General features: G+C 65.4%; 9 protein-coding genes and 1 pseudogene. 5 read left to right on the top strand and 5 right to left on the bottom strand.

What is annotated here, in order from left to right; all coding sequences use genetic code 11:
• Positions 1–29: 29 nt before the first annotated feature.
• Positions 30–1385 (bottom strand): permease prefix domain 1-containing protein, encoded by a 1356-nt coding sequence (locus tag ACFRCR_RS02920; RefSeq protein WP_377675445.1) that lies wholly within the window; start codon positions 1383–1385, stop codon positions 30–32.
• Positions 1382–1753: a PadR family transcriptional regulator gene (locus ACFRCR_RS02925; protein ID WP_377675446.1), complete on the bottom strand. Its 372-nt coding sequence runs from the start codon at positions 1751–1753 to the stop codon at positions 1382–1384. Before ACFRCR_RS02925 ends, ACFRCR_RS02920 begins: the two co-directional genes overlap by 4 nt.
• Positions 1754–1880: 127 nt before the next feature.
• Here ACFRCR_RS02925 and ACFRCR_RS02930 point away from each other — a divergent pair, with 127 nt between their 5' ends.
• Both ACFRCR_RS02930 and ACFRCR_RS02935 read left to right on the top strand, forming a co-directional pair.
• The gene (locus ACFRCR_RS02930) at positions 1881–2549 is read left to right on the top strand and encodes a response regulator transcription factor (RefSeq protein WP_377675447.1); all 669 of its coding nucleotides are present in this window, start codon (positions 1881–1883) and stop codon (positions 2547–2549) included.
• A gap of 178 nt (positions 2550–2727) precedes the next feature.
• Positions 2728–5064, top strand: a complete 2337-nt coding sequence (locus ACFRCR_RS02935) for a trypsin-like serine peptidase (RefSeq protein WP_377675449.1) — start codon at positions 2728–2730, stop codon at positions 5062–5064.
• Between the two features lie 477 nt (positions 5065–5541).
• Here the strand turns inward: ACFRCR_RS02935 and ACFRCR_RS02940 are convergent, their stop codons facing one another.
• Positions 5542–9681 (bottom strand): hypothetical protein, encoded by a 4140-nt coding sequence (locus ACFRCR_RS02940; protein WP_377675451.1) that lies wholly within the window; start codon positions 9679–9681, stop codon positions 5542–5544.
• Positions 9682–9777: 96 nt separating this feature from the next.
• Positions 9778–10282 (bottom strand): annotated as a pseudogene (locus ACFRCR_RS02945) (transposase); the annotation flags it as partial.
• 69 nt (positions 10283–10351) lie between these two features.
• Between ACFRCR_RS02945 and ACFRCR_RS02950 the strand changes: the two are divergent.
• The 3 genes from ACFRCR_RS02950 to ACFRCR_RS02960 all read left to right on the top strand — a co-directional run bounded on the left by ACFRCR_RS02950 (position 10352) and on the right by ACFRCR_RS02960 (position 12739).
• Positions 10352–10666 carry a transposase gene (locus ACFRCR_RS02950; RefSeq protein WP_377675452.1) on the top strand — a complete coding sequence of 105 codons (315 nt, stop codon included), beginning with the start codon at positions 10352–10354 and terminating at the stop codon, positions 10664–10666.
• A 295-nt stretch (positions 10667–10961) separates the two neighbouring features.
• The gene (locus tag ACFRCR_RS02955; protein ID WP_377675454.1) at positions 10962–11459 is read left to right on the top strand and encodes a hypothetical protein; all 498 of its coding nucleotides are present in this window, start codon (positions 10962–10964) and stop codon (positions 11457–11459) included.
• A gap of 668 nt (positions 11460–12127) precedes the next feature.
• Complete coding sequence (locus ACFRCR_RS02960) at positions 12128–12739, top strand: hypothetical protein (protein ID WP_377675455.1); 612 nt, start codon at positions 12128–12130, stop codon at positions 12737–12739.
• Positions 12740–13055: 316 nt separating this feature from the next.
• Here ACFRCR_RS02960 and ACFRCR_RS02965 read toward each other — a convergent pair whose 3' ends face one another.
• The gene (locus ACFRCR_RS02965) at positions 13056–13886 is read right to left on the bottom strand and encodes a hypothetical protein (RefSeq protein WP_377675457.1); all 831 of its coding nucleotides are present in this window, start codon (positions 13884–13886) and stop codon (positions 13056–13058) included.
• Between the last annotated feature and the right edge of the window lie 113 nt (positions 13887–13999).

A 13999-nucleotide genomic window follows, 5' to 3' on the forward strand; every position in this document is an offset into this window, starting at 1 on the left:
GGGGTCGCCCTGCGCCGTCGGGGCACCGGTCAGACGAACCCGAAGACCGGCGGGAACACCACGACCACGACCGCCGCCCACACGGCGTACACCGGCAGGAACTGCGTCTGCCAGCGCCCGAGGGCGGCGAACGGGCGCCGTCCGCGCAGGAATCCGGTCAGGAGCAGGGCAGACCCCACGAGGTGCACGAGCAGCAGGAGGTTGAGCCCCAGTGCCGCGACCTTGTTGGGGCTGAACCCGAACTCGGCGATGCGGGTCAGCATCGCGGTGAGGGCGACCGCGTCGACCGCGAACGCCGCGACGACCAGGGCGAGCAGGAGCGCGTCGAACAGGTGGGGCGGCGAGAGCGGGTCGCGTGCGGAGACCGAGTAGAGCAGCAGGCACAGGACGAGGACCAGGATCGCGTCCATGAGGATGAGGAGCCCGCGGTCGGTGTCGAGCAGGGAGCCAGCGGTCGCGAGGACCACGAACAGGACCAGCAGCATGACGATCGTCAGCGGGGTGAACACGCGGGTCAGGACGGGGGCGATGTTCTCCACGACGTTCTGCTTGGCCTCGACGAGCCAGGCCGCGACGACGAGCGCCCCGGGCACGGCGAAGGGCAGGACCCAGCCCTCGAAGAACGGCTCGGGGTCGATCCCCACGAGGTTCAGGGTCCCGAACGTGAGGCCGAGCAGGACGCCGCCGCCCAGGGCCAGGAGCGTGAAGTAGATCGCGAGCTCGCCCGTGAACCGGGCGAAGTCCATGCGTCCGCTGTCCGAGCGCCAGCGCCCGCCGACGTACGCGATCCCTACGAGCGCCCACAGGACGACGGGGGCGTGCAGGGCGGCGAGGAGCAGGGTCGAGCCGTCGGCCTCGAACGGGTAGACGTTGAGCACGACCGCGAGCACGGCGAACGGGACCAGGAGCATCACGCCCACGCCCCACGTGAGGCGGCGCTTCCAGGCGAAGTAGCCCGCGAGGAACGGGAGGACCAGCAGACTGACGTTGCGCATCAGGACCGTCTCGTCGCCGATGACCTCGGACGCGAGCTTGACCGCGACGCCGGCGCCGACCGCGAGCGCCAGGACGACGGCGAGCTCGCGCCACGACCGACCGTCCCGACCTGTGGTGCCGGCGTCCGGGACGAGCACGAGCTGCTTCCACAGCCGGTCCGAGTGCTCGCGGGCGAACTCGCGCGAGACCTCATCCAGGTTGCCCATGCGCTTGACGGCCACCAGGAATGCCTCGTCGTCGTCGAGGCCCGTCGCGGTCAGGTCGGCGACCTGCTCGCGCAGGTGGTCCTCCATCTCGTCGACGTCAGCGGTCGAGATGGCCTGACGGCGCTGGACGTAGCTGCGCCACTGGTCGATCTGGGCCTCGAGCTCCGGGGTGCCGGCCATCATGCCCACCCCTCGGCCACGGCGCGGGGAGGCTGGACGGCGCCCATGTCCTTCCACACCTGCTGGAGCGCGTCGGCGACGACCTGCCACTGCGCGCGGCGCTCGGCGAGCGCCTCGTGGCCCGCGGGCGTCAGGGCGTAGTGCTTGCGCCGCCGCCCGACGTCGGACACCCCCCACGTCGCCTCGACGAACCCGAGGCGTTCGAGCCGGTGGAGCAGGGGGTAGAGCATTCCGTCGGTCCACTGCATGTGACCGCCCGAGAGCTCGTTGACGCGTCGGACGATCGCGTAGCCGTACGACTCCCCGTCTGCGAGGATGCCGAGGACGAGCGGCGTGGCCGAGGCGGCGACGAGGTCCTTGTCGATGTGCATGGTGCTCCAATACCTAGGACTGCTAGGGGTAACTAACCTAGCAGATCTAGGTATGACGGCGCGGGTCCCCCGAGACAGGCCCGGCCCGCGGTTGCCGACCCTCACGACCCGTGCCAGAAAGACGACCGTGGAGAACTCGCGGCCGAGCATCACGGTCCTCGCGCCGCACGGGACCGCCCTCGGTCCCGCGCTCCACGCCGGGCTCGTGGCCCGCGGGTGGACGGCCGACCTGCTCACCGTCTCCCGAGCCGACCCCACGCACCTGCGGACGAGGGCGGTCGTCGTCATCGAGGACGACGACGGCAACCCCCGGATGGGCCTGCCCACGTCCGGGTCGCTCACGACCTGCGTCTGCGTCGGCTCGGTGCGATCCGTGTCGGTCCTCCTCACGCTGCACGGGCGGGGCGCCACGGTCCTCAACCAGTCCGCGTCCCTGCTCTCGCTGCTCCGGCTCGTCGAGAGGGCGCACCTGACGCCCGGCCGGACCGAGCACGAGGCCGTCGCGTTCTCCCGCACGCTGCAGCGGCGACGCGACGAGAGCGTCGACCTGGGCCGCCTGACCGCCGCCGAGAGCGGCGTCCTGCGCGGCATGATCGCCGGCTTCAGCGCGGCGCAGATGAGCAACCAGCGCTACCTCTCGACCCACACGATCCGCAGCCACATCAAGTCGATCCTGACCAAGCTCCAGGTGCGGTCCCAGCTCGAGGCGGTGGCCGTCGCCCGTCGCTCCGGCCACATGACCTGGCTCCACGACGCCCCGGCACAGTTCACCAATTCTGGTGAGGACGACACCTGACGCCGTCGAGCAGAGTGAGGAACGCACGACGACGTGCGCGAGGCTCCCGCATCACCGCCCCCTCGGAGGCGGCGACGACGAGGCCCTCGCACCCACCCGGACCAGGGGACCGGTGATGCATCGATGACGAGCTGAGCACGACCATCCGTAGTCACTCGAACACGCAAGGGGATCGATGATGAGACAGGTATCGAACACGCAACCGACCACGCTCCTCAACACCACGGTCGTCGGCCAGCCCTGGCAGCCGAGCTACAAGCCGGGCCTCGGCGTCGACGCCGTGACCGGCCAGCTCCGCGCCTCGGCCGTCAAGCCGTTCACCGTCACGCCCAGCACGACCCAGAACCCCGAGTTCATGTACTCGTTCATCCAGGCGGAGAGCGACGTCCAGACCCTCATCAGCGCCTCGCTGAAGGGCTCGTACAACATCGAGGGCATCACGGTCAGCGCCAGCACCTCGTTCCTCGACGAGCTCGCCGTCTCCGACCTCGCGGTGACCCTCGTCGCCGAGGTGTCCGTCGAGGACGGCCAGTACTCGCTCGCCCCGTCGTACGAGCTCGCGGTCCAGCCCGGACCCGGCTTCCGCGAGAAGTACGGCGACTACTTCGTCGCCGGCTACCGTTCAGGCTCCTCGCTGTACGTCACCTACCAGTGCCGGTTCACGAGCACCGAGCAACGCACGAAGTTCTCGGCGGCCGTGGCCGCCGAGGTCCCCCAGGTGTTCAGCACCGAGGGAAGCTCGAAGTTCGAGAAGGTCGCCTCGGAGCACGGCGCGAACGTCAGCATCCACATCACGGCACGCGGGGTCAAGGGCAGCTTCCCCGACCCGCCGTCGGGATCGACGTGGACGGCCGAGACGATCGTCTCGACGCTCCTGCCCTGGTTCAACGGGGCCCAGACGCCCGCCCCGCTCGAGTCCTACCTCATGGCCTACCGCATGATCGACACGTCGATCTCGGGCGAGGTGCCCATCAGCCCCGACGTCTTCTCGCAGGTCGGCTACCTCTACGGCCAGTTCTGGCTCGCCCGGAGCCGCGTCAAGACCTGCCCCGAGTTCGGCAAGAAACTCGTCGACGACCCGTTCCGCAGGCTCGAGAAGGACCTCGAGGCCTACCAGTCGTCGCTCCCGACCGACCAGCCCCGGATCGAGGCGTTCACCGCGGACACCAAGCGGCTCCTCGGCGAGCTCGACGTCGTCGCCAACCGCCAGACGTTCTACACCCAGGTCGTCGCCGCGTCGAAGACCGAGCCGGCCGAAGGCGAGAACTTCGACGCCGACAAGGGCCGCGTCCGCTGGGGCTACGGGTTCCAGCGCGGCGACGCCCCGGGCATCGACGTGGCCAGCGTCACCCAGAACTACTCGGCCGACTGGAAGATCGGGTGGCGGGAGAACGTGTTCACGTTCCGCGACACCTCCAAGGTGATCGTCGGGTGGGACGTGATCTGCAACCGGACCGACAACGGCGGCGACTGGCAGAAGCGCAGCGCCACGATCATCGGCCGCAACAACGGCAACGTCTACGTCAAGAGCGACTACGACCGCGGCTGCAGCTGGACGATCGTCTGGTACACGGTCGACGCCAACCTGTACCCGGCCGGCCCGTGGGCGCTGACCGCGACGCACGAGCCGGAGTTCGTCGAGTCCGACGACGTCGCCCGCGCGCTCCACGCGACCGACGCCGAGGGCACCGACTACTGGACCCCCGAGCGGATGGAGGAGGCCGAACCGCTCGACCGCTCGGTCACGATCGACCGGGACTCCCTGGCGGTCACCGACGTCACCTCGACCGGCGCAGGCGGAACGATCTCCGGCACGGCCTCGTCCGAGGGCGGTCGGCTCGACCTGCTCGGCGCGGCCCAGACCTCCCGGGTCAGGGACCCCCAGTCCTTCCCCGAGCGGACCGTCGGCAAGCTCTTCTTCGTCATGGACGGCAAGCGGCACACGGCGTCGGCCGTCGTCGTCCACCGCTTCGGCATCATGACCGCCGCGCACTGCCTCGTCCTCGGCGGCAACCAGGCGACCAACATCGTCTTCGTCCCCGCCTACGCAGCAGGCGCGGCCCCCTACGAGAAGTGGGACGTCACACGGTCGGTGTGGCCCAGCGCGTGGACCACGGACGAGTCCTCCGCGTGGGACCTCGGGCTGTGCGTCGTCGCCCCCGACGGCGACGGACGAGGCGTCGGCGACGTCGTCGGCACGGCCGGCGTCCGGTGGGGGAGCACCAGCACCCCCTGGGACAACACGGGCTACCCGGCCCGCCCGACCCCCCGGTTCCCGTTCGACGGCGAGCACATGTGGCACAGCCTCGGACGGCGCGTCGCGGACACCTTCCCGTCGACCGTCACGAAGGAGGACAACCTCACCGCCGGAGGCAGCGGGGGCCCGTGGTTCACGGCCGAGGACCCGACCGTGGTGAACGGCGTCTTCAGCAAGTACTCGGTCGACGAGGAGCTCAACGTCAGCCCCGAGTTCGCCGACTGGGTGGGGCAGTTCTACCACCACGTGTTCGGCTGACGCCCACCAGGACGGAACATGGCGGGCAGCAGACCGCCAGGTACGACGAAGGCCCCGGATCGACGATCCGGGGCCTTTCGTACATCACGTGGGGGTTTCCGAAACGCTGTGGCCTGGAACAACTTGTGACCCTGCGGACCTTCAGGCACACCCTGATCCGGCCTCGAGGCACACCTGCGCGCCGGATGCGACATCTCGGCGCACCGAAGTCCCGCACCTACATGTCGGAACGGGTGGGCATCAAGTCGGCCGCCGATCTGCGCGACGCCTCCGACAGCGCTCTCGTCGCAGCGCAACGGGGCAGAGCCAGTTCTGCTTGACCTAGCGGAACGTGCACCAGCCCCTGATGAGGCAAGGGTCGAGGTCGCCCGAGGCGTGATTGCACAGGAACCGCAGGTAGTCCAGGCTCTGGTGGTGGAGCGCCACGTGCTCTTTCTAAAGAGACCCGTACCACGAGACACGGGTCTGCCCCGCGCGCTACCTGTCGTCGACAGATCGACGTATATCTAGAATTGGTCCGACGAGTTCATCCGAGATGGGCTCGGAGCCCACGACTGCCCCGTACCAGAAATCGGAGAATGCCATCTTCCGGTAGTCGTGATCGTCCATCGGAAGTGCATGCCGCTCACCCAGGACGCCGATCACGAGGTCACAGTCGAGATCCGCCAGTCTCTGGCGCAGCCACTCTGATTCAGCGAGGAGCACTACCTGGCCGCTTTCGGCATCCGGAACCTCAACAGCCTGGGCCACAGTCGTGCCGCCCTCGGCCCATCGCGCACCGACTCCGTCCCACGCAGCCGATCCAAGGACTTCGTCGGCTGGCACATAGAAGTCGATGCTCTCGTCGATTGAGCAGTCGAGCACATTCCCTTCCCACAGGTACTTTTCGACTGCCGGTCGTGGCGCGAGCCCGGCTTCGACTAGCCGCTCGTGACGATATTCGACTGTCTCGGTCGCGGCCACTGCCTTGGCAACCGGCGACCAGGCGAGTTCTCCGAGGTAGCGCCCATGGGTACGACTATGGTCGTCCATCCAACGACCCGACAGGCCGTGTTCCCGGAACAGATCGAGGAGGCCCAGACCATCGCCTCGAGGAACCAGCCAAGAGAACTGCAAATAGAAGACGTCCCGCTCACGCTTGGTCATGCCAATTCGCTGGGCGTTATCGCGGCCCCAGGTCGAGTACCTCTGCAATGCGATCCAGTTGCGTCCGGCTCGATCTGTCGGCATGAACACTTGTCTCGCCGAAGCGAGGTCCGCCGTCTCGGCGACCCAACTATCGGGCGTCCCGGCAGCGTCAAGCGCAGGGCTGGGGAGGAGAGCCCAAGTTCCATCTGGCGCGTGTGTCAACACAAGGTGTTGCGGCGGATCAGTGGCGGCACGAGGTGGAATGCTCGGATCCAGGTCTCTTCCGTACCAAGCCCATGGCCCCTCGTATCTCTCTTCGTCCGCGGACCACGGTTCTCGAGCGAGGTGATAATTGTCTGCGAGCCGCGCAAGCAGCTCGTGAAGCGCGAGCCACTGGTACTTCTTCCCGAAGCGCTCAGGCTTGTGGCCTTCTCGTCCGCGGTCGGAACGATTTTCGCGCTCGAACTCTGCGAACCGCTCCGCGGTCCAACCGTGGCCAATCGCGCGGTTGGCGATCCATCGCCCCGCCCAATCTGCCTCAACGCTGCCAAGCGGATCGCCGTGCTTACGTGGGGGCCGCGCACCGCTGAGCGGATAGCGACTGAACGATCCGACGTCACTTCTCACGACGTACTTGTTGAAGTCGCCCATCCATGTAAGGCAAGACATGAGGATCGTGTTAGCGCGCCAATCTGTGAAGGTTCCAAACGCGTCCTTGAGGCAACCGTGGGCCGCTTTGAGTTCCTTCGCCGTCGGCGGCTCCTCGGGAGGAGCAGCGCCATAAGGCGGGTCGAACGCACGCTTCTCTTCCTTCGTGAGGATTCCCCGGGCCTCGGCCCAAGCGGCCATACCACGGGCACTGTCGCGGGCGAGGACGTGCACAGGAAGGCCCGTCAGCAGCCAGGATGACAAAGCATCAATTGTTCCCGCGCTTCCGTCACGATCGGAGTCTCCGGCGATCATCAGCGCGCCGTAGCAGGATAGAAGAACTCGCTCTTGGAGGTATGGGTCGTCGACCTCAACTGCCAACGTGATCAGCCTTGCTGCCACCGAGAGCCTCTTCGATAGCAGACCGGTGAGTGTCCTCGTGACCTTGTCGCGCAGGAATCTGTTCGGCGACGTGAGTAGCCACATCAGGGTGATAGCAGAAAGCTCAGCTTCGTCGGTCCCAACCTCCTGCCCGATCCGTGGAGCCCAGCTTTGCAACCGGGCCAGCGACGGTGAGTATTCGTCGGCCGTGTAGGCAGCAACCGACCAGGACGCGTCACGTTCGGCCAGGACCTGAGCCCTGAGCCTTTCGTGGAGCCATCGCGCGTTCGCAGGGTGACCGAGGCGCGGCCCGAGCGCGATCATGATGTCCACGCCGTCGACCCGTTCATCGAACTCGCCGAAGATCCGATTTTCAAGGAGTTCGAAGGCACGTTCTCCGAATGCCTCAACCGTCCGATCCAAGAGACCGTCGCGAACGGCTTCATTTAGGCGGTGATTTGCCGTGACGTCAGGGAGGAGGTCAACCAGTTCGACAGAGTGACGTTCGGGCAAGAGAACCGCAAGCGCCCGCCAAAGCCAGGGCACGTCGCACACGCTGTCGGCGAGTTCGCTAGGACCACCGAGAGAGTCGAGCAAGCGGTTGGCAAGGACATGCTCTGAATACGCCTGGAATGGCAGGGTCACGGACTCTTCGCCGGAGAAGGATGGGCGGATCTCGATCAGGCCCTCGCTATGCATTCGGCCGAACAGTGTGTCTGGCCAGTGTCGACTTGGGAGAAGCATGTCGACGGCGCTCTCGACGTCCGCCCTCGAGATTGGGCGCCCACCTGCTGCAAGGAGTTTGTCGGCAAGCAAGACCATCGCGTCAGCAACCACGTTACTGGATGGGGCAAGGCGCAGCGCATCGATCACCCGGGCTGCACGAACGGTGGCGAAGCGACCAAACAGAGTCGATCGAGTGAGACTCTCTGCGGCTCCCGGGCCGTCCGCGGCTAGTACCTCACAGAACATGCGCAGGAAAAGCGGGCTGGAAAAGGCTGGGTCGAAGGACGACCTCGCCGGCACCGGGACCCCGAACACTCGGCAGTAGGCCGCGAGTGCCTGGCCCTCCCTGCCAACGAAGCCTCCGTGGGTAATCACTGGCAAGGAGCCAGGCGGTTCAATGACCGACGAGTAGTCGCTGCGGTACGAGACCACAACAGCCACGTTTGGATACATCTTAGATTGAGCTAGCAACGCCTTGAGCTCGGTCCGCCATCTGCGCGGTTCCTGAGATTCGTTCAGTGCGTCGACGAGAAGAACAGCGCGCCGCCCCCTCGCCTCTGCAAGTGAGTCGAGCTCTTGCAGAAAGACTTCAGCAGACTGCGCCTCAACTCCAAGCACCGCTTTGAATTCTGGCCACCATGCGGCATCGCCGAGTCTCTGCCCGACGATCACAATGACAGGGGATCCCTCAAGTTGAAGCTCGACCGCTGCACGCACCAATGCATGGGTCTTTCCGCTTCCAGCCGTGCCGACGAGCGCGAGCGTGCGCGAGGTGTACGCCTCCGAGACCCGGGAACCAAGAAGTTCGCGCAACTCGTGGAGCTTCTCGGACGCGTGCCGCAGTGGGCGGTCATTGAACTGATCAAGTTGAGTAGCAGCCTCCGCCGCACACGTGAGCAAGTCATCGACGACCTGACAGCCTGACTTGACGTCGAAGTCGGACGTGGACAGCCGCGATCCCGTTGCTGCGACGCCCTCGGTCAGCACTGCTCGAAATTCAGCGAGCTGGTTCAGAAGTTCCGCGGCCCGCCCGGACGTCGACCCCCACATGCCCGTATCTCGCCGTCCTGCATAGAGGGCGATGTCGATTAGCGATCGGAGGGAATTGAGGAACCGGTTCCCGGCAGCGGCAGCCTCGACGGCGCTATTGGCGATAACGTCCGTGTCGGCCGTCGGGGTGTACCGATCTCCGACAACAGCAACTGTCTCGGCGACCTGCTTCTCGAACCACTCTGGCGACAGCTCGAAGTGTCCGAACCAGAAGGCACACCGACCGGCGTTCCGCGAGGTCGCCAGTTGTGCCAAGACGTCACCGGCGCGAATCGTTCGGAACTCGATCTTGTCGGCACCCTCGACGGTCCGCTGCCAGCCAGCAACTGCGTCATCCCATCGATCCTGGTCTGTCTTGGTCTTCCCTGCCCCGCTATCAGTGAAGTCGTAAGGAACCACGAATGTCAGCCGCGTCAATTCGGGCCGCTTCTCGCAGACTGCGAGGACGGACTCCTTCATCCCACTCAATGCATCGGCGAGCGAGGCATGGAACTTGGCTTGGAACCCTTCCGTGTGTCCATCGGCATAGACCTCGTACCACTCGACTCCAGCGTCGGGCGCACGAGTCTTACGCGTCTCCGCATGCCCAGACGAGACCGGTGGACGCAACTGGTAGGCCAGTTCCTCCCAGGCTCTGGCTTGGCTTCCCTCGTGGGACCGAATCTCACTCAGACGAATCGGCATTTTCTGAACCCCTCCACCTGTGCCAGCCGCGTGACACGTATCCGGGACGGCGCACGGGTCTGCCCCCGGTCTGGTTGACGTTCGGGGGTGCGGTCATCAGGCCGCTTCTGCGGCCGTGTAGATAGTCTCAAACTCGACCGGGTTAAGTCTGCCGAGGCGGCGTTGACGGCGGCGACGGTTGTACTCGTCTCGATCCGGGTCACGATCGCCAGGCGTAGGGCCTCGCGGGTGTCTCTGCGTCGGGTGTCCAGGACGTTTCCCTGCAGCAGGGAGAAGGAGCTCTCCATGCTGGCGTTGTCTCCGGCGCCGTAGGACGCCCCATCGACCCGACCAGGTGGTGGTTCTTCACCAGGCGCTGCACCTTCCTGGCTCGGAACTGCCCGCCTCGGTCGGAGTGGCAGATGGTCCCGTCCGGTGAGCGCAGCGCGATCGCGTTGCGCATCGCGGCCATCGCCAGGGATGACTTGATCCGCGCAGCGATGGAGTAGCCCACGATCCGCCCGAAGTAGACGTCCTTGATCGCGCAGATGTAGTGCCTGCCCTGCCGGGTGGGGTGCTCGGAGATGTCCCACTGAACCGCCCTGGCTTCCGTAGAGCTCTGGTGTGTCCCGCGTTCCGTGGGGTCGGATTACTGGATTCTTGTGCCACCTGGCCCTGTAGGAGGGTCCTCGTGGGACGTCGTGGGTATCCGCCGGAGTACCGGCGCAAGGTGTTGGACCTGCTCGAGTCCGGTCGCAAGGTCGCGGACGTGGGGCGCGATCTGAAGTTCAGTGAGCAGACGATCTACGCCTGGCGCCGCCAGAACCGCATCGACAAGGGCCTCGAGCCAGGCCTGACGAGTGGCGAGAAGGCCGAGCTGAGCGCGGCCAGCAAGCGGATCGCCGAACTCGAGACCGAGCTGGCGATCCATCGGCGTGGGAGCGAGCTGCTGGGGAGGGTGGCGCCCCCAAAGGCGGTTCGAAGCGATCGCGGTGATGGCCGGTGAAAGGTTGCCAGTTCAGCCCGCCGGGCGCGTACTGGGCTGTTCCGAGTCGGGCTACTACGCCTCGCGGGTTCGGGCACCCTCTGCCCTTCACCAGGCCCTGCACCCGGGACGATCTGGCTCGACGGCCACATCTACACCACCGCGCTCCCTACACCGTTGCGCCACCTCGAACCACCGCGTGTCGGATAGTCCTCGGACGTCAAGGCCCGAACCCGTGAGGTCTTCGACGCCCGCGAGCCCTACCGGTTCATCCCCCACGCCCGCCACGACGACCGCGCGAGCACCCAACGCTTCAATGGCCCCGGCCTCGGCGGACGACTTCGCTGCCCGAACAACCCCGCGACGATGCGGCTCGGCGCCCATCTCCCCCACGACGACGTGCCGGGCCGGCACGCCCTGCGGCTGCGGGATCACCGTCACCGTCGCGGACAGCACCCACGAGCGCGACCGCCAGACCTTGCCCTGGCAGTCGACAGCTTGGGCCATCTCCTACAACAGGCGCACCTACGCCGAGACCTTCAACGCCCACATCCGCTTCACCGATGCCAACCTCAACCGCGGCTTCATCCAGATCCTTGAACGGCATGCCACCGCGTTGCTCCTCGCGATCTACCTCGCCGCCCACAACACCATCGAGCTTCACCGCTGGCACACCCGGCACGACGAACCCGACGCCTGGGCCAAGCAGCTGAACGAACCCGCGGACAGCCGACCCCTCGGCAGAAGCACCCGGTCTCTGCGGCGACACCGCCGCGGACCACCAGGCGGAGGAGATCAACCCGCTCCGCACTGACCCGCGGACGAAAAAAGACCCCGGCCAGGAGAACCTGACCGGGACTTCCCGAAGGCGAACCGGCTCGAAAGCCGAAGCCCTTCTCACGTGGGGGGTTCGCAATGGTGCCGACCCGCAGCGATGCGAGGTCCAGGACTCGCCCAGGCACACCTGGAAGAGCGCGTCAGGCACAGCCGTTGGCGCTCATGTCGATGCCCCGAGCAGGCTGGCACTTCGCGGTGAGTGACTGCGCCTGGATCCTTGATGACCAGCACCGAACGGGCCGTGCGGACCCAGCAGAGTCACCGGATCGTGACCGTACGGCAGAGGACCAAGCTCGAGCAGAACCCGCGAGAGACGGCTTGCCAGTCATCCGATACCACCACAGCGCCGTCAATGGGCTGACGGAATACGCTAGAAGCACAAGAAGCTTGAGGCGCACAGGTTCCGGATTGCGGCGCGACGAGCCGCCACCTGACGGGTCATCAGGCGTGGCACTTGGGGCGTGGCATCAGAACGCTGGGTGCGCTACCCTACCGATTCTCGGGGATGTGCCGGTATAGGTCCAATGAAAGGCGACCGGCCCGGCAAAATGCGTCCCGCTGTCACAGCTTTCGTGCCGACTTCACGCTGGCCCCGGCTCCGGTCGGGGGCCAGGACTCGTAGGGTAGTAGAGGAGACAAATTCGGATGACGCCCACCGATTGGGCAGTACTGATCCTTGGGTCAAGCCTGGGTTCTGCACTCATCAGCTGGGCCGCCTCTGCAATCTCAAGCCGCACCCTAAATCGCAACGCACTCGTTGTTCAATCTAACGAGCAAATGCATGCTATGACACTCCAAAGACAGATAGAAAGCCACGAGGCAAAACTCCGACGGGAGGCCGCGCACGACGAGGCTCGAAGCACATTTCTCCCTGCGGCCGAATCCGTCGTGCTCTATTTTGACAAGGTGTCATACGACATCCACTGGGAAGAGGTTGGCGTCTTTTTCTTCCCGTCGACAGAACGCAGCATTCTAGAAAGCCACGCCCAAGTTCTAGATGCCGTACGCGGGATCATGTGGGGTCACCCAACTAAGCGAGTGCGAGACCATGCGCGCGCCCTATTCGATCAGCTCGTGAACGTTTGGTATGACTCCGATCGCTTTGCAGGCGGAGAGGATGCCGGGGCAGTTACTCAACACGAGGCCAATGGAATTGGATTGCTGGCCGCGGATCTTGTGCAGCTAATTCATTCTGACGAAGACGCAAATATTCATCACGACTCACATGACTCGACTCGCGTTTCAAATAGCAACTAGCACCCCCTATCCAGTCGCATTGCTAGCACCCTCGCACTCAATCAATTGATCAGTCGCCGCATGCGCTACGCCAAGCCTCCAGGTCGCCCGTCGACCTGGAGGAGGGTCCAATCGCCCTGGTCCCCAGTTGCGGCCTCCCAGCGAGACTACTCCCACCACAGAAGGTCTCAGCCAGGATCATCTGGCCGTGACCTTCCGGACGCGCCTCGGAACTGAGTTGGAACCCTTCTCGCGGCACTTAGAGCTGGGGCCGAACCGACAACTCAGGAGCGTCGACTACCCGATTCCATGAGCCTGAGAGCCGTCTAGAGACTGGCTAGGGGGCCATACCCCAGGTGATGCGCAGATCTTCGCTCCAGCCCGCGACCGATCCCTGAAGGTTCTTCGGGCCGTAAGCAGTGTCAAACTCGAGCGTGCGACCAACATCCCCAATAACGATGCCGTCCTCGATCTTCCACCGCGGGCGCGCGAGTCTAAACGCACACCAGCCGTTGCCATTCGGCTGGGATTCCCCGGCCCCCAGCACACGCATCGACTGGGCCCCGTCAGCGAGATCCCAGTCGCCCAGGATGACATGGTGCCCCTTGGAGACGAGGATTAGCCGAATCGGCCAAGTACTGGTACTGGTGGCCGCGTCTACTCGCCGCCGCAGGCGCCAGAACTGGGATGCACGCTCCGCGAGGGCGTCAAACGTACTTGCGCCGCTGACTGCGGGTCGTTCGTCGAGTTCCTCGAGGGTAGTCATCACGATCGCAGCGCCGATGAGATGCGAGTACCGGACGGGCGGGGCGCCCTCCTGGATTGGCAGGGCAGAAACCAAGTGCTTGGTCTGGACCGTTCCAGAAATGTTCGTGACGATTCCTTGTAGCGAGTCACTCTCTCGAAGAATCTGTTCGCCGTCGGACGTGCCGAGAATTACGCGAGCTCCGAAGAACGAGGCGACGTGGATAGCAATCGCCTCTGCCATGAGGGCATCCTTACGAGTGGAGAAGCGGGTGGCGGTCCGCAGGATGACCGTCCTCGGGTCATCACGCAGCGCCTCCGCTTCCGGGTTGTGAGGCTGCCACGCACGGGCTACATTCTCGCCGATGCCAGCATAGAATCGTCCTCCGTTGGACTCGTTCTCATAGGTGTACAGCCAGGTCATGGCACCTTCACGTTTCGCTCAGCAGTCCGGCCCGGCCTCCTTGGGGCGGAACTTCGACAACGATACTGAACCCCGGTCGACAAAGCCCACCCCGTGTAGGTGCCTGATCATAA

Origin of the sequence: Oerskovia sp. NPDC056781, assembly GCF_042789955.1 — a bacterium.
Lineage (GTDB): Bacteria > Actinomycetota > Actinomycetes > Actinomycetales > Cellulomonadaceae > Oerskovia > Oerskovia rustica.

Excerpts from the sequence above, each read along its gene's own strand:
- ACFRCR_RS02955 (WP_377675454.1), top strand. The coding sequence starts at position 10,962 with ATGGCCCCGGCCTCGGCGGACGACTTCGCTGCCCGAACAACCCCGCGA.
- ACFRCR_RS02940 (WP_377675451.1), bottom strand. The coding sequence starts at position 9,681 with ATGCCGATTCGTCTGAGTGAGATTCGGTCCCACGAGGGAAGCCAAGCC.
- ACFRCR_RS02960 (WP_377675455.1), top strand. The coding sequence starts at position 12,128 with ATGACGCCCACCGATTGGGCAGTACTGATCCTTGGGTCAAGCCTGGGT.
- ACFRCR_RS02920 (WP_377675445.1), bottom strand. The coding sequence starts at position 1,385 with ATGATGGCCGGCACCCCGGAGCTCGAGGCCCAGATCGACCAGTGGCGC.
- ACFRCR_RS02925 (WP_377675446.1), bottom strand. The coding sequence starts at position 1,753 with ATGCACATCGACAAGGACCTCGTCGCCGCCTCGGCCACGCCGCTCGTC.
- ACFRCR_RS02935 (WP_377675449.1), top strand. The coding sequence starts at position 2,728 with ATGAGACAGGTATCGAACACGCAACCGACCACGCTCCTCAACACCACG.
- ACFRCR_RS02965 (WP_377675457.1), bottom strand. The coding sequence starts at position 13,886 with ATGACCTGGCTGTACACCTATGAGAACGAGTCCAACGGAGGACGATTC.